At 68.4% G+C, this 23109-nt stretch carries 19 protein-coding genes; 12 read left to right on the top strand and 7 right to left on the bottom strand.

Going from position 1 to position 23109, the window contains the following annotated elements:
* Positions 1-24 precede the first annotated feature (24 nt).
* Both HQ308_RS19455 and HQ308_RS19460 read right to left on the bottom strand, forming a co-directional pair.
* Positions 25-936 carry an iron-siderophore ABC transporter substrate-binding protein gene (locus HQ308_RS19455; RefSeq protein WP_222647550.1) on the bottom strand — a complete coding sequence of 304 codons (912 nt, stop codon included), beginning with the start codon at positions 934-936 and terminating at the stop codon, positions 25-27.
* 38 nt (positions 937-974) lie between these two features.
* Entirely contained in the window at positions 975-1934 is a 960-nt protein-coding gene (locus HQ308_RS19460) for an EamA family transporter (RefSeq protein ID WP_222638973.1), read from the bottom strand.
* Positions 1935-2006: 72 nt separating this feature from the next.
* Here HQ308_RS19460 and HQ308_RS19465 point away from each other — a divergent pair, with 72 nt between their 5' ends.
* Complete coding sequence (locus HQ308_RS19465; protein ID WP_222633309.1) at positions 2007-2900, top strand: LysR family transcriptional regulator; 894 nt, start codon at positions 2007-2009, stop codon at positions 2898-2900.
* A 48-nt stretch (positions 2901-2948) separates the two neighbouring features.
* Here HQ308_RS19465 and leuA read toward each other — a convergent pair whose 3' ends face one another.
* Both leuA and HQ308_RS23025 read right to left on the bottom strand, forming a co-directional pair.
* Positions 2949-4769 (bottom strand): 2-isopropylmalate synthase, encoded by a 1821-nt coding sequence (gene leuA, locus HQ308_RS19470; protein WP_027506649.1) that lies wholly within the window; start codon positions 4767-4769, stop codon positions 2949-2951.
* A gap of 168 nt (positions 4770-4937) precedes the next feature.
* Positions 4938-6614: an FUSC family protein gene (locus tag HQ308_RS23025; RefSeq protein ID WP_222647551.1), complete on the bottom strand. Its 1677-nt coding sequence runs from the start codon at positions 6612-6614 to the stop codon at positions 4938-4940.
* Positions 6615-6742: 128 nt separating this feature from the next.
* Between HQ308_RS23025 and HQ308_RS19480 the strand changes: the two genes are divergently transcribed.
* On the top strand, positions 6743-8008 hold the full coding sequence (locus HQ308_RS19480) for an aspartate kinase (RefSeq protein ID WP_027506651.1): 1266 nt from the start codon (positions 6743-6745) through the stop codon (positions 8006-8008).
* Positions 8009-8015: 7 nt separating this feature from the next.
* Positions 8016-9059 carry an aspartate-semialdehyde dehydrogenase gene (locus HQ308_RS19485; RefSeq protein WP_027506652.1) on the top strand — a complete coding sequence of 348 codons (1044 nt, stop codon included), beginning with the start codon at positions 8016-8018 and terminating at the stop codon, positions 9057-9059.
* A gap of 70 nt (positions 9060-9129) precedes the next feature.
* Here HQ308_RS19485 and HQ308_RS19490 read toward each other — a convergent pair whose 3' ends face one another.
* Both HQ308_RS19490 and HQ308_RS19495 read right to left on the bottom strand, forming a co-directional pair.
* On the bottom strand, positions 9130-9819 hold the full coding sequence (locus HQ308_RS19490; RefSeq protein ID WP_056443289.1) for a hypothetical protein: 690 nt from the start codon (positions 9817-9819) through the stop codon (positions 9130-9132).
* Positions 9820-10110: 291 nt separating this feature from the next.
* Positions 10111-10308 carry a PspC domain-containing protein gene (locus tag HQ308_RS19495; protein WP_027506653.1) on the bottom strand — a complete coding sequence of 66 codons (198 nt, stop codon included), beginning with the start codon at positions 10306-10308 and terminating at the stop codon, positions 10111-10113.
* Positions 10309-10491: 183 nt separating this feature from the next.
* Between HQ308_RS19495 and HQ308_RS19500 the strand changes: the two genes are divergently transcribed.
* The 4 genes from HQ308_RS19500 to HQ308_RS19515 all read left to right on the top strand — a co-directional run bounded on the left by HQ308_RS19500 (position 10492) and on the right by HQ308_RS19515 (position 15490).
* A complete protein-coding gene (locus HQ308_RS19500) occupies positions 10492-11574 on the top strand; it encodes a glycosyltransferase (RefSeq protein WP_222647552.1) in 1083 nt (360 codons plus the stop codon).
* Between the two features lie 69 nt (positions 11575-11643).
* Positions 11644-12255 (top strand): TetR/AcrR family transcriptional regulator, encoded by a 612-nt coding sequence (locus HQ308_RS19505; protein ID WP_056443296.1) that lies wholly within the window; start codon positions 11644-11646, stop codon positions 12253-12255.
* Between the two features lie 56 nt (positions 12256-12311).
* Positions 12312-13787 carry an NAD(P)/FAD-dependent oxidoreductase gene (locus HQ308_RS19510; RefSeq protein ID WP_051613577.1) on the top strand — a complete coding sequence of 492 codons (1476 nt, stop codon included), beginning with the start codon at positions 12312-12314 and terminating at the stop codon, positions 13785-13787.
* Entirely contained in the window at positions 13784-15490 is a 1707-nt protein-coding gene (locus HQ308_RS19515; protein WP_222638969.1) for a GMC oxidoreductase, read from the top strand. Before HQ308_RS19510 ends, HQ308_RS19515 begins: the two co-directional genes overlap by 4 nt.
* 72 nt (positions 15491-15562) lie before the next feature.
* Here HQ308_RS19515 and HQ308_RS19520 read toward each other — a convergent pair whose 3' ends face one another.
* Entirely contained in the window at positions 15563-16711 is a 1149-nt protein-coding gene (locus tag HQ308_RS19520) for a hypothetical protein (RefSeq protein ID WP_027506657.1), read from the bottom strand.
* 200 nt (positions 16712-16911) lie between these two features.
* Here HQ308_RS19520 and HQ308_RS19525 point away from each other — a divergent pair, with 200 nt between their 5' ends.
* The 5 genes from HQ308_RS19525 (at position 16912) to HQ308_RS19545 (ending at position 23100) form a co-directional block, all read left to right on the top strand.
* Positions 16912-17997, top strand: a complete 1086-nt coding sequence (locus tag HQ308_RS19525) for an SMP-30/gluconolactonase/LRE family protein (RefSeq protein ID WP_222647553.1) — start codon at positions 16912-16914, stop codon at positions 17995-17997.
* A gap of 161 nt (positions 17998-18158) precedes the next feature.
* A complete protein-coding gene (locus HQ308_RS19530; protein WP_222647554.1) occupies positions 18159-19682 on the top strand; it encodes a catalase in 1524 nt (507 codons plus the stop codon).
* 140 nt (positions 19683-19822) lie between these two features.
* The gene (locus HQ308_RS19535) at positions 19823-20488 is read left to right on the top strand and encodes an HAD family hydrolase (protein ID WP_222626304.1); all 666 of its coding nucleotides are present in this window, start codon (positions 19823-19825) and stop codon (positions 20486-20488) included.
* A complete protein-coding gene (locus HQ308_RS19540; RefSeq protein WP_222647555.1) occupies positions 20485-22293 on the top strand; it encodes a glycoside hydrolase family 15 protein in 1809 nt (602 codons plus the stop codon). Before HQ308_RS19535 ends, HQ308_RS19540 begins: the two co-directional genes overlap by 4 nt.
* A gap of 6 nt (positions 22294-22299) precedes the next feature.
* The gene (locus HQ308_RS19545; protein ID WP_027506665.1) at positions 22300-23100 is read left to right on the top strand and encodes an SDR family NAD(P)-dependent oxidoreductase; all 801 of its coding nucleotides are present in this window, start codon (positions 22300-22302) and stop codon (positions 23098-23100) included.
* The last annotated feature ends 9 nt before the right edge of the window (positions 23101-23109 follow it).

The following is a 23109-nucleotide window of genomic DNA, read 5'->3' on the forward strand; positions in this document are numbered from 1 at the left end:
CGATCCTCCCACACGGGAAGGAACTCAGGACGCCCCGAGGATCCGTTCGATGTCGTCGAGCACGGCCTGTCCGCCGCGAGGTCCCACGCCGGTGATCCAGTACGACTGGTCGACGAGGTGCGGATTCGGGAACGCCGTCGTGTTCGACGTGACGGACGTGGGCATCGACGCCGGATCGTCCGGTGTCGCCGACGTCACGACCACGAGATCGGCGCGGGCCTCCGTCGCCAGTTCGGGGGAGACGTCGACACTGATCTCGTTCGACCACTCCGGGCGGGGCGGCGTGGTGAACCCGGCGCACTCGAGGGTGCTGCCCGCGAAGGACAGCGGTCCGTAGAGCGTGAGCTCCTCGTTGCGTGGCCGGATGAGCTGCGCCGTCGACCCGGCGGTGTCGAACCTGTCGGCGATCTCGTCGCACCGCGCGTCGTAGTCGCCCAGCAACGGCTCCGCCTCACGTCCGAGGGCGCGCCCGACGAGGCGGACGTTGTCCTGCCACGGGTCGCTCTGCGACGCCATGAACACCGTCGGAGCGATCGCGGACAACCGCTCGTACAGCTCCGAGTGGCGCGTCTCCGTTCCCAGGATCAGGTCCGGCTGCAGAGCCGCGATGGCCTCGACGCGAGGCTCCGCGACGGTGCCGACGGTCTCGATGCGCGACGCCTCGTCGCCCAGATACGGGGGCACCCCCGTCGCCTCGCTCAGCACCGACGTGCCCACCGGAACGACGCCGAGCGCGACACTCGTGTCGAGCTGGACGGGTTCGAGAGTGACGACTCGCAACGGCGACGAGGGCACCTCCGTGTCCCCGCGCGCATGGGTCACGGTCCGGGTGCTGTCCGCGGCGTCCTCGGCTGTCGCATCGGTCGAACACGCCGAGGCCACGAGGGCCGTCGCGGCGAGCAGGGTCGCCAGGACAGTACTTCTTCTTCCGAACACGCTTGCCGAGCCTCCGTCACAGTGATGGTGAGGGGACCCTAACCGACGGTGGCTCCGGACGGGGGAGTCACGATCCGGGGCTCGGTCGGTGTGGTCGTCGCGGATCGCGGCGAGCGGCTCAGACCCCACGTGCAGCCGCCGATCACGACGGCCGCACCGACGAGGGAGAGGACGCTCGGCGTCTCGTCGAGCACGAGCCAGGACGCACCGATGCCGACGACCGGGACCAGCAACGAGAACGGCGCGACGACGCCGGCGGGGTAGCGGCTGATCAGGACGGTCCACAGTCCCGAGCCGGCGATCGTGCCGATGAGCACGATGTAGGCGAGCCCGATCAACCCGGAGAACTGCCCGGCCGACACCACGTCGCCGATGGCGGTCCATCCCGTGGTCGGACCCTCGACGACGGCCGACAACGCGAACATCGGCAGCGGGGGAACCACCGTCATCCACAGCATGAGTCGCATCGGCTCGACGGGAACGCCGGAGGCCGGTCGAGATGCTCGAGTCGCCAGTCGGTTTCCGAGATTGCCGAAGGCCCAGCTGAGGCCTGCCAACAGCGTCAGCAGCACGGGCAGGAGGGTGGCGTTGTGGGCACGATCCCACCCGATGAGAATCATGCCCCCGACGGCGATGCCGATCCCGATCCACTGGCGCGGCCCGACCTTCTCCCGCAGCAGCAGCGCGCCGAGAACGACGGTGAACGGCGCCGACGACTGGAGTACCAGCGAGGCCAGGCCGGTGGGCATGCCGGCGTTCATCGCGGCGAAGAGGAACGCGAACTGCAGCAGGCCGAAACCCGTGCCGTACAGCAGGAGCCAGCGCACCGGCACGGTCGGTCGGCGGACGAAGAGGACGACCGGAACGGCAATCACCGCGAACCGCAGCGCAGCGAAGAAGAACGGCGGGAACTGGTCGAGCCCGGCGCGGATGGCGAGGAAGTTCAGTCCCCAGACCACCACGACGATCAGTCCGAGCAGGCGGTCGCGAGTGGTCATGACCTCGAGTGTTCCGGGTGCGACTGCTAAGAACAATCGAATTGTGGTGACCGGTAGCTGTAGCGTTGCTACATGAATGTCGACCGGTTGCGCGTCCTGCGGGCGCTGGCGGATCGCGGCACGGTCGCCGCGGCCGCCGACGCGCTGTCGATGACACCGTCCGCGGTGTCGCAGCAGCTCAAGGTGTTGGCGAGGGAGGCGGGAGTCGCCCTGCTCGAACCCGACGGGCGCCGCGTGCGGCTCACCGCGGCGGGACGCGCGCTGCTTCCTCACGCCGACGACGTGCTGGCCGCCCTCGACCGGGCGTCGGAGGAGATGGCGTCGTACCGCGGCAGCGCACGCGGAACCGTTCGACTGGCGCTCTTCCCCTCGGGCGCCGCACTGTTGCTGCCGGGGGTTCTGGACCGGCTCACCGAGGCGGGTGTGGATGTCGACGCCCGGGACGAGGACGTGCCTGCGTCGGCCGTGCCGGCGTTGCTCGCGGACTACGACGTGGTGCTGACGCATCGGGACGAGCGCGCACCGAGCATCGCGTCCGAGCGGGTGGAGGTGCGTTCACTGATGCGCGAGCCCATCGACCTGGTGCTGCCGCCGGGGCACCCGCTGGCGGAGCGTGATGCCGTCGACATCGAGGATCTGGCGGACGAGCGGTGGATCAGTGTCCGCGGAGGGTTCCCGGTGGACGACGTGCTGCTCTCCATCGCGACGGTCACCGGGGTGGCGCCGCGAGTGAATCTGCGGATCAACGACTTCCGGCTCATGGAGGAGCTGGTGGCCCACGGCCACGGGATCGCGCTGATGCCGCGCCACGCCTCGACGCACCCGGGTGTCACGCAGCGCCGGTTGGCCGGGGTGCGCGCGGCCCGCATCTACGACCTGGCGACCCGACCCCGCGCCGCGGAGCGTCCGGCCGTGCGGGCCGTGGTGGACGCGTTCGCGGCGCGGGTCGCGGAGGTCACTGCGTGACCCGTGCGCCTTTTGCGTATCCCTGGATGCGCAGAAGGCGCACGAGGGCTACGCCCCGGATCGTGCCGCCCGGTTCACGGCCGAGACCACGGCGCGCAGTGATGCCGTGGTGATGGAGGTGGCGATACCGACACCCCACACGATGGTCTCGCCGCCGCCGGGCAGCCGCACGGCCGCCTCGACGTAGGCCGCGGCCTGGGCGTCGTCGCCGGCGGACATGGCGTGCTCGGAGTAGTCGAGGACGCTGACGTCGTACCCGATGGAGCCCAGCGCGTCGACGAAGGCGGCGAGTGGACCGTTGCCGTCGCCCGTGATCTCCTGCTCGGCGCCGTCGACCTTGACGATCGCGGAGATCGAGTCGATTCCGCCGTCCTCCTCGGCCGCGGTGACGCGCTGCCGGATGCGCTCGAGGGGAACGATCGGGGCCAGGTACTCCTCGGAGAACACGTCCCACATGGCCTTGGGCGACACTTCGCCGCCCTCGCCGTCGGTGACGCGCTGCACGGCCGAGGAGAACTCGATCTGCAGTCGGCGCGGCAGCACCAGACCGTGGTCCGACTTCATGATGTAAGCGACGCCGCCCTTGCCGGACTGCGAGTTGACGCGGATCACGGCCTCGTACGTGCGGCCGACGTCCTTGGGGTCGACGGGCAGGTACGGAACCTGCCACAGCACGTCGTCGACGTCCTGATCCTGTTCGTCCGCAGACACTTTCATCGCGTCGAGGCCCTTGTTCACGGCGTCCTGGTGGCTACCGGAGAACGCGGTGTAGACCAGGTCGCCGCCGTACGGGTGGCGCTCGTGGACGGGCAGCTGGTTGCAGTACTCGACGGTGCGTCGGATCTCGTCGATGTTGGAGAAGTCGATCTGCGGGTCGACTCCGCGAGTGAAGAGATTGAGGCCCAGCGTGACCAGGCAGACGTTGCCGGTGCGCTCACCGTTGCCGAAGAGGCAGCCCTCGATGCGGTCGGCGCCGGCCTGGTAGCCCAGTTCGGCTGCGGCGACGCCGGTCCCGCGGTCGTTGTGCGGGTGCAGGCTCAGCACGATCGAGTCGCGACGTTCGAGATTGCGGTGCATCCACTCGATGGAGTCGGCGTAGACGTTGGGGGTCGCCATCTCGACGGTCGCGGGCAGGTTCAGGATCATCGGGTTCTCCGGTGTGGGAGCGATGATCTCGGTGACCGCGTCACAGACCTTCTTGGCGTACTCGAGCTCCGTGCCGGTGTAGGACTCGGGCGAGTACTCGTAGCGCCAGTGCGTGTCGGGGAACTTCGTCGCCTCCTCGAGCACCTTGCGGGCACCGTCGGTCGCGATCTTCTCGATGGCGTCGCGGTCCGCGCGGAAGACCACGCGGCGCTGCAGGATCGACGTGGAGTTGTAGAAGTGGACGATGACGCTGCGGGCGCCCTCGCACGCGACGAACGTGCGCTCGATCAGTTCCGGCCGGCACTGGGTGAGCACCTGGATGGTGACGTCGTCGGGAATCGCACCGTCCTCGATGATCTCGCGGACGAAGTCGAAGTCGGTCTGGCTCGCGGACGGGAAACCGACCTCGATCTCCTTGTAGCCCATACGAACCAGCAGTTCGAACATGCGGCGCTTGCGCGCGGGGCTCATCGGGTCGATGAGTGCCTGGTTGCCGTCACGCAGGTCCACGGCGCACCACTGGGGTGCGCGATCGATGACCTTGTCCGGCCAGGTGCGGTCGGGGAGGGTGAGCGGTTCGACCTCCTCGGCGAACGACCGGTACCGGAACGTCGGCATCGACGAGTTCTTCTGGGTGTTCCACGAGGGCTGATCGGCGGGCGCAGGCTTGGTGGGGGTGGTGACCGTGCGTGAGCCGGATACGAAAGCGTCGGCGGGTGACATCGATGATCTCCGTTGTGAGGAAGGGGACGACCGGCGCCGAAAAGACCCGCGACAGGGAGCCGGTCTGTGAATCAGACCCCGTCGCGGCGACGAAGGAGGAGGGCGAACCCGGCGCCGAACATGCGGGTCACCCTACTCCGTCGCCCGCGCGGACGACACCGGCACGTCTCACGGGCGCGGTGCCACGTCCGCCCACCGCTCCGGTTCCGCCAGCATGGCGCCGTCTGCGGTGCGCCAGCAGGCGGACAGGAGGTCGTACCCGGCCGCGTCGACTCGCAGGTGCGACTCCCACCTCGCCGACGTCCACTCTCGGTCGTCGCTGACGGCGTGCTCGGCGGCGAAGGCGGCCCCGACGAGCTCGAACTGCACGTCTCGCCGCGCGGTCATGGCGTCCGGATGGGTGGGTGTCACGGTGCGCAGCAGATCCGCCGTCCGGCGACAGGCGTCGAGAACGCGCCCGTCGCACCACAGCAGGCACCGCCGATGAGCGTGACGAGCGACCACCCACATCGACGCCAGCGCGCACACCACACCGATGCACGTCTCGACGAGACGTTCGGTCGCGAGCGGCCACGCCTGCGCACCCGGATGGGACGCGCCGCCGATGAGCAGCGCCAGGGGCGTGATGAACATGACGGCGATGCCGTAGTTCCGAGCGATGACCAGTTCGATGAGGAACTGCAGTGCCATCAGCAGCAGGACCAGCACGAACCCGCTCGGTGACAGTGAGAAGACGATGGCGAAGAGCACCACTCCGACGGCCGTGCCCACCAGGCGGTGCAGGGCGCGGACGGTACCTCGTGGTCGGTCGAGGCCCTGTTGCAGCACGAGGACCGCGCCGATGACAGCCCAGTCGGGCCGCCCGAGTCCGGCGACGACGGCGATCGCGCCCGAGGCCGCGGATGCGCAGAACACGCGGAGCGCCGTGGTGGTGGCGTGGGAATCGACGTGCAGGGCCCGGAGCAGCCGGAACGTGATCGTCGGGCGCGACATCGGGACGGAGGGCGTGTGATCCGGCGTGACGTGCACGGTGTCCGACGCGTGCTCGGGATCGAGCGGTGCGTCGCCGATGATGCGCGCGAAGTCGAGGTGGACTCCCCGTAGTCTCATGACCAGCGGATCGTCGATCCGGCGAGCCGGTATCCCGGCGTCGTGCAGCGCGGCCCAGGCGCGATCGACCGCGACGGCGGCGCGGTGCCGGGCACCGACCGCGGGATCGCCCGCGGTGCGCGCCTCACCGAAAGCGGTCACGCTCCGCTCGGCGGCCGCCACGGCGTCGCGTTCCGGTTTCGACGCGTCGCGCAGTGCCGGTGCCATCGACACGACCAGGGCCCACAGCGCTCCGAGCGCGACGCAGGCGGAGTTGACCCACGCCGTCACCCCGCTCTGCGGGACGATGGTGGCGATCGCGCAGGTCAGGACGAAGAAGAAGGCACCGGGCGGTCCGAGACGGAGCGCATCCACCACGAAGGTCGCGACGGTGCCCAGGACGGTGAGCACCACGACGACGAGGACGGCGCCCACCACGGAGTTCCGCGGGTCGGCGTACTGGCCCACGAGGCCGCCGACGGTGGCGGACAGCACGAGTGCGAGACCGGCCCACAGGACGACCGACCAGCGGGACCGGAACGGCCGGCCCTCGCCGTAGACGACGGCGAATCCGCCTGCCGCGGTCAGCAGGGCCTCGGTGGGAAAACCGAGCGCGAGCAGCGCGAGTGCCGGAACACCGAACGCGAGCGCGGCGCGGAGGCCGCCGGGCCAGCGCGGCCCCACCGACGGCACCGCGACGAAGAGTCGTCGGCGCCGAGGACGAGGCGGTAGGGCGGACGGGTCCGGGGCTGTCACCACCTGATGGTAGGCACGCGATTCCCCCCGGACCCCCGCAGGTCGGTAGGCTGCTGACCGTTCCGGCGGCACCCGTCGCACCAGTGGATGTCCAGCGGGACGTTCTCGACTCGGGAGGTAGCACCAGCGTGGCACTCGTCGTTCAGAAGTACGGAGGATCCTCGGTGGCGACCGCCGAGCGGATCCGGCGCGTCGCTGAACGGATCGTCGAGACCAAGCGCAAGGGCCACGACGTGGTCGTGGTCGTCTCCGCGATGGGAGACACCACCGACGAACTGCTCGACCTCGCGCAGCAGGTGTGCCCCGCGCCGCCCGCGCGCGAGATGGACATGCTGCTCACGTCGGGCGAACGCATCTCCAACGCGCTCGTCGCCATGGCCATCCACTCCCTCGGCGCCGAGGCCCGATCCTTCACGGGATCGCAGGCCGGCGTCGTCACCACCAGCGTGCACGGCAACGCCAAGATCATCGACGTGACGCCCGGGCGCGTCCGCGACGCACTCGACGAGGGCTCGATCGTCCTCGTCGCCGGTTTCCAGGGCGTCAGCCAGGACAGCAAGGACGTGACGACGCTCGGGCGAGGTGGGTCGGACACCACCGCCGTCGCGCTCGCCGCCGCGCTGAACGCCGACGTCTGCGAGATCTACACCGACGTCGACGGCATCTTCACCGCCGACCCACGGATCGTTCCCGACGCCCGTCACCTCGAGAAGGTTTCTTTCGAGGAGATGCTCGAGATGGCGGCGTGCGGCGCCAAGGTCTTGATGCTGCGGTGCGTGGAATACGCCCGCCGCTACAACGTTCCCGTCCACGTCCGCTCGTCGTACACCACCAAGCCAGGGACCATCGTGTCCGGATCCATGGAGGACATTCCAGTGGAAGAAGCCATTCTGACCGGTGTCGCGCACGACCGGAGCGAAGCGAAGGTCACGGTCGTCGGCCTGTCCGATCAGCCGGGCTTCGCCGCCAAGGTCTTCCGGGCCGTCGCGGACGCCGAGATCAACATCGACATGGTGCTGCAGAACGTCTCGCGCATCGACACCGGCAAGACCGACATCACGTTCACGTGCCCCAAGGCCGACGGACCCACCGCGGTGGAGAAGCTGACCAAGCTGCAGGGCGAGATCGGCTTCACCAAGGTGCTCTACGACGACCACATCGGCAAGGTCTCGCTCATCGGCGCCGGCATGAAGTCGCACCCCGGCGTCACCGCGACGTTCTGTGAAGCGCTCGCCGACGCGGGCATCAACATCGACCTCATCAGCACCTCGGAGATCCGTATCTCCGTGCTGACCAAGGACTCCGAGCTCGACGAGGCCGTGCGCGTGCTGCACGCCGCCTTCGGCCTCGGCGGCGACGAGATCGCCGTCGTGCACGGCGGAACCGGAAGGTAGGAGCACCATGACCACGAATTCCACCGGCCTCCACATCGGAGTCGTCGGCGCGACCGGCCAGGTCGGCGCCGTCATGCGAACCTTGTTGGCGGAGCGTAAGTTTCCCGTCGCCTCGATCCGTTTCTTCGCGTCCGCCCGGTCCGCCGGCAAGACCCTGCCGTGGGGCGACGGCGAGATCACCGTGGAGGACGCGTCCACCGCGGATCCCACCGGGCTCGACATCGCGCTGTTCTCGGCCGGCGCCACCATGTCCCGCGAGCAGGCGCCGCGCTTCGCCGCCGCCGGCGTCACCGTCATCGACAACTCCTCCGCGTGGCGCAAGGATCCCGACGTCCCGCTCGTGGTCAGCGAGGTGAACCCCGAGGCGACGAAGAATCTCGTCAAGGGCATCATCGCGAACCCCAACTGCACCACCATGGCGGCGATGCCGGTGCTCAAGGTGCTGCACGACGAGGCCGGGCTGCAGCGGCTCATCGTCTCGAGCTACCAGGCAGTGTCCGGCAGCGGTCTCGCCGGTGTCGAGGAACTGGCGACGCAGGCGCGCGCCGTGGTGGCCGACGCCGAGAAGCTGGTGCACGACGGCAGCGCCGTCGCGTACCCCGATCCGACGGTCTACACCGCGCCGATCGCGTTCAACGTCCTGCCGCTCGCGGGCTCTCTCGTCGACGACGGAAGCGGCGAGACGGACGAGGACCAGAAGCTGCGCAACGAGTCCCGCAAAATCCTGGGTCTGCCGGACCTGCTGGTGAGCGGCACGTGCGTCCGCGTTCCCGTGTTCACCGGCCACTCGCTGTCGATCAACGCGGAGTTCGCGAACCCGCTGTCCGTGGAACGGGCGACGGAACTGTTGTCGTCGGCTCCCGGCGTGCGCGTGGTGGCCGTGCCGACGCCTCTGCAGGCGGCCGGCGCCGACGAGTCGCTCGTCGGACGCATCCGGCAGGATCCCGGTGTGCCGGACGGTCGCGGACTCGCGCTGTTCGTGTCCGGCGACAACCTGCGCAAGGGTGCTGCCCTCAACACGATCCAGATCGCCGAACTCTTCGTTCGGTAGTGCGGGAAGGCCGGAGGCCGGTCGGATCAGGCGGGAAGGCCGGAGGCCGGTCGGATTCGGTCCCGCGCGCTCAGCTCTCGAGGGCGCGCAGGGTGCGGTGCGTGTCGCGTGACGGCACGTACCCACCCAGGATCGAACTCCAGGTCCACAGGCGTCCGTCGAGTCGGTAGCGCCCGTGGGGGAGACCGGCGTCGAGCGCTGTCGCCTCGCCGCTGACCACGGCCGAGAGCATCACGCTCTCGTCGACGACACCGACCACCATCGCATCGACCGTGGACACCGGCTCGTCGGCATCGCGGCCCGACGAGTCGACCAGCGGCTCCATGACCGCCTCGGTGCCCTCGGGAGCGTGGAGGAAGCCGGAGTCGTGCGAGCACCCGTCGGCCTGACACTGTTCGAATCCGGCGATCACCTCGAGCCGCTCGATCAGTGGCCACAGGTCCTGCGAATGCCAGCGGGACAGTCCGCTCTCGCCGCCGTAGGCCTCGCTCCAGGACGCGAACACGGCGGTGAACTCCTCGACCACCGGTCCGTGCCGGTACCAGCAGCGGGGGATGCGCTCGGTCAGCTCGTAGCGGTCACGCAGCCACCACACCCAGTCGGTCACCTCGTCCCACAGGCGGGCGGCGTCGTCGGTGTCGAGATAGCGCCACGTATAGCGACCGCGGGCGCGATCGGGACCGGGGAGAGTGCCCGGACGAGGTCGAGCGCCGCGGCCCGAAGGATCACCGTGGTGCGGGAAACCGCCGTGGTAAGACATCGTGTCCTTGCCGGCCGCGCGCCAGGGTGGTGGCGAACAGCCTGCTCGAGAGTGGCCGTGTGGTGCCGGGCGCCCCGGGGCTCGAACGCCTCGCACTTCGACGTGAGCGCACGGTGGACGAGGTGACGACACCGCACGTGCGACGAATCGACTTCGACAGTAGGTGCAGGTCAGTCGTGCCGCAAGTAGACCCTGTCCAACCGTTGGTCAAAGATGTTGTCGGTGATCGGAATACGAACCCGCCACGGGAACGGCGCCCGATGTGCACTCACTCTCGAACTGATCGAACGATCAGTAGGACGACTTGGGGATCGCGATCCACAGGACCAGGTAGATCACGAACTGCGGTCCCGGAAGGATGCACGAGAGGACGAACAGCAGGCGCACGAGTCCTGCGCTCAGACCGAAGCGCTCGGCGAGACCGCCGCACACTCCGGCGATGAGCTTGCTCTGACGTGAACGGGTGAGCCTGCGGGCCGGGCTGGTCATCGTGGGACCTCTTCTTCGTCGGTGACGTGTCGTCGCGGGTCGGACACCACGGCAACGTGCGGCGCCGGTGCCGGGTTCCCGTGCCGCCGTCGTGCGACGACGGTGAATGCTCGACGTGAGTGTTCGTGCGACGTTCTCGGCGCGGTCCTCGTCCGTACACGGCTCACCTCGACACTGGGCCGCATGCGCATCGTGCAGGTGGCCAACTTCTACGGACCTCGTTCGGGCGGTCTGCGGACGGCCGTGGACCAACTCGGAGCCGGCTATGTCGCTCGCGGCCACGAGGTGACGGTCATCGTGCCCGGCGACGTCCACTCCGAGACGATGTCCGACACCGGGGTGCATCGCATCACCGTCCCGTCCACCCGGCTCCCGATGACCGGTGGCTACCGGGTGGCGAGGCCGTCCGTGACGGCCGACGTCGCGGCGAGTCTGCGACCGGACGTGCTCGAGATCTCGGACCGTCTGACCCTGCGTGGCCTCGGAACGTGGGCGCGCCACAGGGGGATTCGCAGCGTGATGATCTCCCACGAGAGGCTGGACCGACTGCTCGGACAGGTGTTGCCCGTCCCGGTGGCGCGCGCGGCGGCGGACGTCGCCAACAGGCGATCCGTCCTCGGTCACGACGCGGTGGTGTGCACCACCGCGTTCGCGCAGGAGGAGTTCGACCGGATCGGCGCAGACGCGCACCGCATCGCACTCGGGGTGGACCTCGAGTTGTTCCACCCGTCGCGTCGCCATCGCAACGAGGGACGGATGATCCGGCTCGTGCACTGTGGACGGCTGTCGGTGGAGAAGCACGCCGAGCGGAGCGTCGACGCCCTGGCACACCTGCGCCGCGAGGGCATCGACGCACGCCTGGTGGTGGTGGGCGACGGTCCGCGGCGGTCCGCGCTCGAGCGGCGCGCCGAGGGTCTGCCCGTGCACTTCGCCGGGTTCGTCTCCGACCGCGAGCGCGTCGCACGGTTGCTCGCCGAGGCGGACGTGGCGGTCGCTCCCGGACCGCACGAGACGTTCGGGCTGGCGGCGCTGGAGGCACTGGCGTCGGGCACACCCGCGGTGGTCTCGGGAACGTCCGCGCTGGCCGAGATCGTCACCCCGGACTGCGGCGCAGCAGTGGCCAATCGCTCTCGCGACTTCGCCGAGGGCATCGCCGCGACCCTGGCGCTCCCCTCGGGCGGACGGCCCACGGCCAGGGCGAGGGCGGAGCAGTACGGCTGGCCGACGGCGGTGGAATCGATGCTCGAGGTCCTGTCCGGGCGGTGACGGTCGGCCCGCCCTGAACTCCGGCTAACTCACTTACATTCAGTCTGGACTGTTTGTAAGAAAGCCGATATGGTCGCAGATGTGACCGAGACCACCGCCGTGACCGAGCCGGCTGCCCAGCCCGCCCGCCGGACGCAGGCCGAGCGCACCGCCGGCACGCGGGCCAAGCTTCTCGACGCCGCCATCGACACGTTGGTGGACGTCGGATACTCCCGCGCCAGCACTCAGGAGATCGCACGTCGGGCCGGTGTGTCCCGCGGTGCTCAGCTCCACCACTTCCCGACGAAGGAAGCGCTCGTCGTGGCGGCCGTCGAGCGGCTCGTCGAGCGACGCCTCGACGAGCTGGTCGGGGTCCACCGCGGTGGGCCCGTCGGCCCGGCGCTCCTGCTCGACGCCTTCTCCGGCCCGTTGTTCCACGCGGCGCTCGAACTGTGGGTCGCCGCCCGCACGGATGCGGCACTGCACGCCGCGGTGGAACCACTCGAGCGTCGAGTGACCGAGGTGTTGCAGGAAGGCGGCCGAGAGCTCTACGGGGACAGCATGTCTCCCGCTGCCTTCGACCTGAGTATCGAACTCGCACGAGGGATGGCCGTGTCGGCCATCTTCCGAACCCCCGAGGAGGAACACGCGATGCGTGCACGATTGTTGCCGGAGTGGGAGCGGGCGGTGACGGAGCTGTGACGACCACACTGCCCGCGCACGTCGATGTTCTCGTCGTCGGATCGGGATTCGCCGGTATGGGTGTGACGGCGCGGGTGCTCCGCGAGGACCCGTCCGCCGACGTGCTCGTGATCGAGCGTGCCGACGACGTCGGTGGGACCTGGCGCGACAACACGTATCCCGGTGTCGCGTGCGATGTTCCGACGTCGCTGTACTCGTTCTCCTTCGCCCCGCATTCCGATTGGAGCCACACCTTCGCTCGTGGACCGGAGATTCATCGGTACCTGCGCGGGGTGGCCGACGACTTCGGGATCCGAGACCGTCTCGTCACGGGTTGCGCGCTGCTCGGGGCGCAGTGGGACGAGGAACGCTGCGTCTGGGACGTCACCACGGAGAAGGGTGATCTGACCTGCCGAGTGTTGGTCGCGGCCACGGGAACGCTCTCGACGCCGAAGCTGCCCGCTGTGCCGGGCCTCGACACATTCGCCGGCCACACCTTCCACTCCGCGACGTGGGACCACGACTACGACCTGCGCGGCAAGCGTGTCGCCGTCGTGGGCACCGGTGCGTCGGCCATCCAGTTCGTTCCCGAGATCGCCCCGGTCACGTCGCAACTGCACGTCTTCCAGCGCACCCCGGCGTGGGTGATCCCGCGCATGGACCGCACGCGCGGTCCGATCGAGCGATGGTTCTACCGCCGCGCGCCGTGGACACTCGAGGCGCAGCGCGGTGCGATCTACGCGTACCGCGAGATGTACGTCGAGATGATGGCCAAGCGGCCCAAGCTTCTGTCGATCGCGCACACGATAGCCACGGGTTTCCTCCGACTGAAGGTGCGCGACGGCGGACTCCGGAAGCGCCTCACGCCGGGCTACACCATCGGCTGCAAGCGCATGCTGTTGTCCAACGACTGGTACGACACGTTGCAGCGACCGGACGTCGAACTGGTGGACAGCGGTCTGGCCTCGATCACGCCGACAGGTGTGGTGGACGCCGCGGGACGCGAGCGCGAGGTCGACGCCATCGTCTTCGGTACCGGCTTCACCCCCACCGAGCCGCCCGTCGCACATCTGTTGCGCGGCAGCGACGGTCGAACTCTCGCCGAGCGGTGGGGCGGCAGCCCGCGCGCCTACCGAGGTACGACGATGGCCGGCTTCCCGAATCTCTTCCTCATGTACGGGCCGAACACCAACCTGGGACACAGCTCGATCGTCTACATGCTCGAGTCCCAGTCGGCGTACGTCGAATCCGCTCTGCGCGAGATGACGCGTCGCAGCGTCGATGCCGTCGACGTGAGTCCGTCCGCGGTCGACGAGTGGAACGCGTCTCTCGACGCCGACCTGGCCGGCACGGTGTGGAACACCGGTGGGTGTTCGAGTTGGTACCTGGACGCGAGTGGACGGAACTCGGCCATGTGGCCGACCTTCACGTGGAAGTTCCGCAAGGCGACCGCCGCGTTCGACATCGAGAACTACCGCACGATGCGGGCGCGCGGAGGGCCGGACGTCGGCCGAACTGTGGGAAGTACACCGTCGGAGAAGGCAGCAATATGAAGAACACCTACGACGTCATCGTCGTCGGATCGGGTTTCGGCGGCAGCGTCTCCGCCCTGCGTCTGACCGAGAAGGGATACCGAGTCGGTGTCCTGGAATCCGGTCGTCGTTTCGAGGACGACGAGCTGCCCAAGACGAGCTGGCGACTGCGGAAGTATCTGTGGGCGCCCATGATCGGGTGCTACGGACTGCAGCGGATCCACCTGCTCCCCAATGTCCTGGTGATGGCCGGAGCCGGTGTCGGCGGCGGATCGCTGAACTACGCGAACACTCTGTACCAGCCCCCGAGCCGCTTCTTCGAGGATCCGCAGTGGGGTGACATCACCGACTGGGAAGCGGAGATGACGCCGTACTACAAGCAGGCGCGTCGGATGCTGGGCGTCGAGGACAACCCGACCATCACCCCCGCGGACAAGGTCATGCGCGACATCGCCGAGGAGATGGGCGTCGGTGACACGTTCAGCACCACACCGGTCGGCGTGTTCTTCGGTCAGCCGGGGCAGAAGGGTCGCGACGTCCCGGACCCGTTCTTCGGTGGCGTCGGACCCACCCGGACAGGCTGCACCGAGTGCGGTGCGTGCATGACGGGCTGCCGTGTCGGCGCCAAGAACACCCTGGTGAAGAACTACCTCTACCTCGCCGAGAAGGCCGGTGCCATGGTGCATCCGCTGACCACGGTCACCTCGGTGCGTCCCCGCGAGGGCGGCGGATACGAGGTGCGGACGCGTCGCACCGGTGCGAAGCTGCGGCGCAAGGAGACCGTGATGACGGCCGACCACGTCGTCTTCGCCGCCGGCACCTACGGGACCCAGAAGTTGATGCTGGCGATGAAGGAGACCGGAAATCTGCCCCACCTGTCGGACAAGCTCGGGTCCGTGGTGCGTACCAACTCCGAAGCGGTGCTGGCCGCGACGGCGCGTGACCGGCAGATCGACTACACGGAGGGCGTGGCGATCACCTCGTCGTTCCACCCCAACGATCACACGCACATCGAGCCGGTGCGATACGGCAAGGGCAGCAACGCCATCGGACTGTTGCAGACCGTTCTCAGTGACGGCGGCGGCAGGCTGCCGCGACCGCTGAAGACGCTGGGCGTCGCGCTGCGCCATCCGGCCGCCACCGTGCGCAGCCTGTCGGTGAAGAACTGGTCGGAACGCACCGTCATCGCGCTCGTCATGCAGACCGACGACAACTCGCTGGAACTCGGTTCCAGGAAAGGTCGATTCGGTCGGCGTCTGACCTCCCGCCCGGGAGGTGGCAGCCCGCCGCCGAAGTGGATCCCGGAGGGGCACATCGCGATCAGGAAGGCCGCGGACAAGATCGGCGGCGACCCGGGTGGCTCGTTCGCGGACGTGTTCGACATTCCCATGACCGCGCACTTCCTCGGTGGTTGTGTCATCGGTGCGACGCCGGAACGGGGCGTCATCGACGCGTACCACCGGGTGTTCGGGCACGAGGGTCTGCACGTCGTCGACGGATCGGCCGTGAGCGCGAACCTCGGCGTCAATCCGTCGCTCACCATCACCGCCCAGGCTGAGCGGGCGATGGCCCTGTGGCCGAACAAGGGAGAAAACGATCAGCGTCCGCCGGTCGGCACAGGGTACGAACCCCTCGCCCCGGTCCGCCCCGTCGCTCCCGTGGTTCCCGCCGAAGCACCCGGCGCACTGCGACTCCCGCTCACCGTGGTGGGTCGGAACCGCTGACTCGCGCGGGCTCGACCCCGAGACGACACAGGCCCCGACCTCCTCGCGGAGATCGGGGCCTGTCCCGTTCGGTCACTTGCCGGAGATGGGTCCCAGCAGCGAGGTGGTCCAGATCGCCGAGTTGGCGGACCCTGCCGGGTCACCGGCCGGCACCAGTCCGTTGATGGTCACCTGTCCGCCGGCCAGTCCGCGTGCGGGGTTCGGCGGGAGGGTGAGGCCGCAACTCTGCTGCACGTCGGCGATGCCGGGCAGCGAGTTCTGGCGGCACTGACCGCGTCCCTCGACCGTCAGCGGGCCACCGGGCAGGTTGTCGTACGTGACGGTCAGGGCAGCACCGAATTCGGGCTGCGCCGTCGGGGAGTAGCAGACACGCGCCGTCGCGGCCGTGATCTCGCTGGGCGAGGTCGAGGCCGCGCCCGTGGCCGGATCCACACTCGCCGCGTGCAGTTCGGTGGTGCGCTCGCCTCCCGCACAGGACGGCGACGATCCCACCGATCGGGAGTTCACCTCGCGTGTCACGTTGTAGGCGATCGGGCCCGTCGGCTGCGGGATTCCGGCGGGCGGAGCCGAATCGACGGGCGCGGTGCCCTCGCCGAGCGAGTACAGCGTCCACACCGATCCGGTGCGTCCACCGGGCAGACGCAACGGGTTGGCCACCGAGTTGCTGGTGGCGACACCGGCGCTCACACCGGACGCGTTGGGCTGGATGCGGAGAACGCAGTCGACGGCGCCGCGTCCGGGCGATCCGGGGTAGAGCTCGAAGCCGCACGGTCCGCGCATGTCGAGACGGCCGAGGCCGGGAGCGTCGAGAGTGCCCCACTGGTCGAGGATCTGGGTTCCGTCGAGCCCCAGCCCGTCGCACACGTAGATAGGTCCGACGTTGCGCGCCGTCTCGGCGGTCAGCACGCCGGACGCGGGGTCCGACTGGAACGTGTACATACGGGCGTCGAGACGTTCGACGAGGAGGTACTGGGCCGGAACGCCGTACTGGGCGTTGCATCGCGCGGTGTCCTCGGCAGTCGGCCGATTGCCGCTGTCCACCGTGCGGAAGACGTGGAACTGGCCGGGGCCGTCGCTGATCGATCCGAGAAGGGTCGACGGTGCCACCGGTCCCGGGTCGGCCGAGGCGGTGCCCGTGAAGGAGGCGACCGCGGTGACGGCCGCAGCGGCGACGAGTCCCGCCCGCCGCAGAAGACCGGATCTGCTCGAACGACTGTGCATTGTTGTATTCCCCCCAGAACTGCTGCCATCTCGACGACCGAAGAGTGCCACACGAATCCCCCATCTCCGACATGTGTGTGACCTGGCACAATGCCCGCTACGCGGCCCTGGACGAGTGGACACGAGGGGACGGTCGGACTGACCGTAGTGTCCACCGGAGCAGCACAGTGCTGCGCAATTCGTGCCGGGGGGCTCCTGACGTGTCGACGTTCTCTCTGACCAGAGTCATGGTCACCGTGGTGGCAGTGGCCGCCATGACCGTGCTCGGGAGTGCCACGGGGAGTGCGGATCCCGCCGTACAACCGTCGCCGGCGCCCGGTGGCGCACGAACGTTCTCCGAGCTTTCGCTGCCCGGACAGCCGGAGGGCATCACCGTCGATCCGTCCGACGGCAGCGTGTGGACGGGATCGAATCGGCCCCGATCGACGGGAACGGTCTGGCATCACGACGGATCCGGTGCACTGATCGGCACCTACGATCTCGTAGGGCATTCCCCGGACGCCGAGCACGGGGTCAACGGCATCGCGCTGGACGGTGCGGGCCGGGTGTACGCGCTCGACTGGTCGGGTGCGCGTGCGGTACGACTCGATCCTGCATCGGGAGCCCAGTCGGTCTACGCGACGTTCCCCGATCTGCCGTCCTGTGGTCGGGGGATCGTCCCGTGCGAGCCGAGCCCTGTCGATCGACCCGCGTGGCCCAACTACCCGGTGTTCGACGCGGCGGGCAATCTGTACGTGAGCGATCTGAACCAGGCCACCATCTGGAAGGTGCCGGCCGGCGGCGGTGAGGCTCGGATCTGGTACCAGAGTCCAGATCTCGCGTCGCTGTACAGCGTCAACGGCATGCAGTTCGACGCGCAGGGCCGCCTCGTCTTCGTGGTCACGATCTCCCTGACAGCGGACCCGTCGACCTTCCGCGGGAAGCTGTTCCGCCTCGGCGTCGACGGGAACGGTGGTCCGGGTACTCGCGAGGAGATCGCCACGACGTCACAGGGTGACGGCATCGCCATCGGGGAGTCGGGCCGCGTCTACGTGGCGGTCGCGAACCCGATCATCAACGACGTCGAGATCGTGGAGCCCGGACGTGGCGTCGTCGGCGCGCTCCCGTCCCCCGAAGCGAGGGCGGCGCTGGCGGTGCCTCTCGTCACTCCCGCATCGTTGGCCTTCCGCGGCACGTCGGTGTTGGCGACCAACCATTCCCAGTACGCGATCGACCCCCGCGAGTGGTCGATCCAGGAGTTGGGCGTGGGGGAGCGGGGACTGCCCCTCCTGTACCCGTCGCCCTGACACCACGAACGTAACTGGACTGATTCCAGAAAAGGGGTCTTACTGGAACGGATCGACATTCTGCGTGTGCGCGAGTCGATGCCCGGGTATGCGGGTACGACGGACGTTCTGCGTCACACCGCGACGCTTCGCGTCTGCCACGAACAGGAGGCACTGGACTCATGACACAGCCGAGGCCCACGACCAACAACGCCGGTATCCCGGTTCCCAGCGACGAGCACTCCCTCACTGCGGGTGCGCAGGGACCGATCCTGCTGCACGATCACTACCTCATCGAGAAGATGGCGCAGTTCAACCGTGAGCGGGTCCCGGAGCGTGTGGTGCACGCCAAGGGTGCAGGCGCCTTCGGCACGTTCGAGGTCACCGGTGACATCTCGCAGTACACGCGGGCGGCGGTGTTCCAGCCCGGCGCGAAGACCGAGATGCTGGCGCGCTTCTCCACCGTCGCGGGCGAGCAGGGCAGCCCCGACACGTGGCGCGACCCCCGCGGTTTCGCGCTGAAGTTCTACACCACCGAAGGCAACTGGGACATGGTCGGCAACAACACGCCGGTGTTCTTCGTGCGCGATCCGTTGAAGTTCCAGGACTTCATCCGCAGCCAGAAGCGCATGCCCGACTCCGGTCTCCGAGACAACGACATGCAGTGGGACTTCTGGACCCTGTCGCCCGAGTCGGCGCACCAGGTGACCTGGCTGATGGGTGACCGCGGAATCCCGAAGTCGTTCCGCCACATGGACGGTTTCGGTTCGCACACGTACCAGTTCATCGCTGCCGACGGCACCAAGTCGTGGGTCAAGTTCCACTTCAAGACGGATCAGGGCATCGACTACCTGACACAGGACAAGGCCGACGAGCTGGCGGGCACGTCGCCCGATCATCATCGTCAGGACCTGTTCGGATCGATCCGCAACGGCGACTTCCCGAGCTGGACCGTCAAGGTGCAGATCATGCCGTACGACGATGCCGAGACGTACAGGTACAACCCGTTCGATCTGACCAAGGTCTGGTCGCAGAAGGACTACCCGTTGATCGAGGTCGGCACGATGACCTTGAACAGGAACCCGGAGAACTTCCACGCCCAGATCGAGCAGAGCTCGTTCGAGCCGTCCAACCTCGTTCCGGGCATCGGTGCGAGCCCGGACAAGATGTTGCTCGGACGCATTTTCAGCTACGCGGACGCGCACCGGTACCGCATCGGCACCAACTACGCGCAGCTACCGGTCAATCGGGCGAAGGCGGAGATCAACTCCTACTCCAAGGAGGGTGCGATGAACATCCACTACAACTCCGCGGAGACGCCCGTGTACGCCCCGAACTCGTACGGTGGTCCCGCCGCCGACACGAACGCGTACGGCGACGACGGTGCCTGGGACTTCGAGCCCCGATTCGTGCGCACCGGGTACGTGCAGCATCCCGAGGACGGCGACTTCGTCCAGGCCGGCATTCTCGTGCGCGAGATCATGGACGACGACGCCCGCGAGCGTCTCGTGGGCAACATCGTCGGCCACGCGCTCAACGGTGTCACCGAGCCTGTGCTGCAGCGGGTGTTCCAGTACTGGAGCAACGTCGACCCCGAGATCGGCAAGAAGGTCGAGGAGGGTGTGCGCTCCGGACAGGGCGAGACCGCCCCCACGACCGGCGCCGGCGCGGTGGACGACCCGGCCGACGAGGCCGCGAAGGTCTGATCCGCTCCGATTCTCGACGCCGCCCGTCGCACCCTCAGCGGGTGCGGCGGGCGGCGTCGTGTGTCCACCCGCACGGCCACCCGGTCGTGACGCTGCCCTCCCGCCGTTTGTCGTCCCCCACCCCCGGGTAGTCGAGGAGAGTGACTTCTCCCGCCGTTCTGTTCGACATCGACGGCACGCTCGTCGATTCGAACTACGCCCATGTCCACGCCTGGGCTCGTGCCTTCTCCGACGCCGGTATCGCTGTGGACTCGTGGCGGATTCACCGCTCGATCGGCATGGACGGCGCGAAGCTGCTCTCGTCGTTGGCGGGTGACGCACCCGAGGACGCGGCGGAACGCGCGAAGGAACTACACACGCAGTACTACGAGGAGATGTCCTCCCTGCTGTCGCCGCTGCCCGGTGCGCTCGACCTGCTCGGCGCGGTAGCAGACCGCGGGCTGCAGGTCGTACTCGCCACCTCGGCACCGGAGAACGAACTCGCGATCCTTCGCGGACTTCTCGGGGTCGAGGAGATCGTCTCGGAGTTGACGTCGTCGGAGGACGTCGAGACGGCGAAGCCGGAGCCGCGCATCGTCGACATCGCGCTGGACCGTGCCGGCGTCGGTGCCGAGCGCGCCGTCTTCGTCGGGGATTCCGTGTGGGACGTGAAGGCATCCGTCACAGCGGGCGTCCCGTGTATCGGAGTGCGCAGTGGCGGCGTCTCGAGTGCCGAGTTGACCGAGGCCGGCGCCACCGCGGTGTACGACGATCCTGCAGACCTGTTGGCGCACATCGACAGTTCGATGATCGCGCGCCTCGAATGAGAGAGAACGGCTACGCACCGATCGAGAACTACGCGGCGATCGGCGACGGCCGCACCGTCGCGCTCATCGCGGACGACGGGCGCATCGACTGGTTTCCCGTTCCCAATCTCGACACCGCGCCGGTGTTCGCGGCACTGCTCGACGCCGAGTCCGGCGGCTACATCTCGATGCGCCCGGCGGAGGAGTTCACGACCACGCGTCGGTACGCCGACGGCACCAATGTCCTGGTCACGACGTTCACCACCGAGTCGGGCGTCGTGAACGTCACGGACTCACTGAACACCGGTGTGGCGGGACGCCTTCCGTGGACCGAGCTCGCACGGCGCGTCGAGGGCGTCGAGGGCAGTGTCGACATGGAGTGGTCCGTCGCTCCGGGGACGTGTCTGGGAACGGCGTCGCCGTGGTCGTACGAGACGGTGCACGGCACGGTGCTGCGCGTCGACGGTGTCACTCTGGGCGTGCGCACTCTCAATGCCGACGACATCGAGCTCGAATCTCGCTCCATCAGTGGTCGATTCACCACCGCGGTCGGTTCGCGCTCCCTCGTGGCCGTGGTCGGTACCGAGGTGGAACCGCTGTATCTCCCGGTGCCGGAGGACGTCGACTCGGGCATCGATCGCACGATCGCCAACTGGCAGATGTGGTCCGAGGAGTTCCGGTACGAGGGCCCCTGGCACGACGAGGTCCATCGCAGCGCCCTCGCACTGAAGCTGTTGCTGTACAGCCCGTCCGGTGCCATCGCGGCAGCGGCGACGACCTCGCTGCCGGAGCGGTGGGCCGGCGCGAAGAACTGGGACTACCGCTACGCGTGGGTGCGTGACACCGCGTACACGATCAAGGCGCTGATCCGCTTCGGCCTGCGCGAGGAGGTCCACGCCGCGGTGGCGTGGCTGCTGCGCATCATCCGCAGCAACGAGCAGATCACGCAGGTGTTCTACACCCTGAACGGCGAGATCCCGGGCGGCTCGACATATCCCGACGTGCCGGGGTGGCGCGGCGTCGGTCCGGTGATCAACGGTAACGAGGCGGCAACTCAGTTGCAGCAGGGGATCTTCGGTGACCTGTTCGACATCGTGTCCCTCTACGTCGACGCGGGCAACGTACTCGATGCGCCCACCGGTCGACTTCTCGCGGAGATCGCCGACACGACGTGTGACATCTGGCGCCGCAAGGACGCCGGGATGTGGGAGCTGCCCACGATCCGGCACTACACATCCTCCAAGATGGGCTGCTGGCACGCGCTCGACCGTGCGGTGCACCTCTCCGAGCAGGGCATGATTCCCGGCATCGCGGACAGGTGGGTGACCGAGCGCGACCACATCGCTCAGTGGATCGACGACAACTGCTGGTCCGAGTCGCGCGGCGCCTACGTCTGGTACCCGGGCACGGATGAGCTCGACGCCTCCGTGTTGCTGCACGCGGGCAGTCGGTGCGTCGACGACGAGCGGATGTCGAGGACCGTAGACGCTCTGCGCGACGAACTCGGTTCCGGCGACCACCTCTACCGCTACTCCGGCATGCAGATGGTCGAGGGTACGTTCGTCGCCTGCTCGTTCTGGGTCGTCGGCGCCCTCGCCAAGCTCGGCCGCGACGACGAGGCCACCGCACTCATGGATCGACTGGTCACCAGCGGCAACGACGTCGGCCTCTTCGCCGAGATGATCGACCCCGACCGGTCGGCCGAGGACGAACCGTCGACCTTCCTGGGCAATTTCCCGCAAGGGCTCTCCCATCTCGCTCTCATCAACGCTGCGCTCACGCTCGCCAGCGGCCACGACCACACGACCTCCGACACAGGAAAGTAGGACCACATGGACCTCGGAATCACGGGCAGAACTGCTGTCGTCACCGGCGCGGACTCGGGAATCGGGTGGTGCACGGCGCAGATGCTGCTCGACGAGGGTGTCCGGGTCTTCGTCACGGACAAAGACCAGGACAAGCTGGCCGCCGGCGCTGCCGAGCTCACCGGACCGGAGGGTGCCGTCACGGCGTTCGCCGCGGACGTGACGAAGCCCGCCGACGTCGAGGCGATGCACGCGAAGGCGGTCGAGGCGCTCGGCACCGTGGACATCCTGGTGCAGAGCGCCGGCATCACCGGCGCACAGGGCATGTTCCACGAAATCGACGACGACGGGTGGTCGACGACGATCGAGGTCGATCTTCTCGGGCCGGTGCGCGTCGTGCGCGCCTTCCTTCCCGAACTCCGCGCGGGCGGATGGGGGCGCATCGTGTTGCTCGCGTCCGAGGATGCGGAGCAGCCCTACATCGACGAGCTGCCCTATTGCGCGGCCAAGGCCGGCATCCTCTCGCTGGTCAAGGGACTGTCGAAGACGTATGCGTCCGAGGGTGTCCTGGTGAACGCGGTGTCTCCGGCCTTCATCCACACCCCGATGACGGACGCGATGATGGACAAGCGAGCCGACGAGCGTGGCACCGACCGCGACGAGGCCATCGAGAGCTTCCTGAAGGAGGACCGGCCGTTCATGGAACTCGGCCGACGGGGTACCCCGGAGGAAGTGGCGTCGGTGATCACGTTCCTGTGCTCGGAGCGCGCCAGCTTCGTCAACGGCTCGAACTACCGCGTCGACTCCGGTTCCGTCGCGACCATCTAGAGAGGACCC

Origin of the sequence: Rhodococcus sp. BP-241 (assembly GCF_019836145.1) — a bacterium.
Taxonomy (GTDB): domain Bacteria; phylum Actinomycetota; class Actinomycetes; order Mycobacteriales; family Mycobacteriaceae; genus Rhodococcoides.

Bases quoted from the DNA above. Each gene is read 5' to 3' on its own strand.
- HQ308_RS19465 (WP_222633309.1), top strand. From the start codon at position 2,007: ATGAATGTCGACCGGTTGCGCGTCCTGCGGGCGCTGGCGGATCGCGGC.
- HQ308_RS19520 (WP_027506657.1), bottom strand. From the start codon at position 16,711: ATGCACAGTCGTTCGAGCAGATCCGGTCTTCTGCGGCGGGCGGGACTC.
- HQ308_RS19460 (WP_222638973.1), bottom strand. From the start codon at position 1,934: ATGACCACTCGCGACCGCCTGCTCGGACTGATCGTCGTGGTGGTCTGG.
- HQ308_RS19495 (WP_027506653.1), bottom strand. From the start codon at position 10,308: ATGACCAGCCCGGCCCGCAGGCTCACCCGTTCACGTCAGAGCAAGCTC.
- HQ308_RS19545 (WP_027506665.1), top strand. From the start codon at position 22,300: ATGGACCTCGGAATCACGGGCAGAACTGCTGTCGTCACCGGCGCGGAC.
- HQ308_RS19515 (WP_222638969.1), top strand. From the start codon at position 13,784: ATGAAGAACACCTACGACGTCATCGTCGTCGGATCGGGTTTCGGCGGC.
- HQ308_RS19505 (WP_056443296.1), top strand. From the start codon at position 11,644: ATGGTCGCAGATGTGACCGAGACCACCGCCGTGACCGAGCCGGCTGCC.
- HQ308_RS19500 (WP_222647552.1), top strand. From the start codon at position 10,492: ATGCGCATCGTGCAGGTGGCCAACTTCTACGGACCTCGTTCGGGCGGT.
- HQ308_RS19490 (WP_056443289.1), bottom strand. From the start codon at position 9,819: ATGTCTTACCACGGCGGTTTCCCGCACCACGGTGATCCTTCGGGCCGC.
- HQ308_RS19485 (WP_027506652.1), top strand. From the start codon at position 8,016: ATGACCACGAATTCCACCGGCCTCCACATCGGAGTCGTCGGCGCGACC.
- HQ308_RS19510 (WP_051613577.1), top strand. From the start codon at position 12,312: ATGGGTGTGACGGCGCGGGTGCTCCGCGAGGACCCGTCCGCCGACGTG.
- leuA (WP_027506649.1), bottom strand. From the start codon at position 4,769: ATGTCACCCGCCGACGCTTTCGTATCCGGCTCACGCACGGTCACCACC.
- HQ308_RS19530 (WP_222647554.1), top strand. From the start codon at position 18,159: ATGACACAGCCGAGGCCCACGACCAACAACGCCGGTATCCCGGTTCCC.
- HQ308_RS19540 (WP_222647555.1), top strand. From the start codon at position 20,485: ATGAGAGAGAACGGCTACGCACCGATCGAGAACTACGCGGCGATCGGC.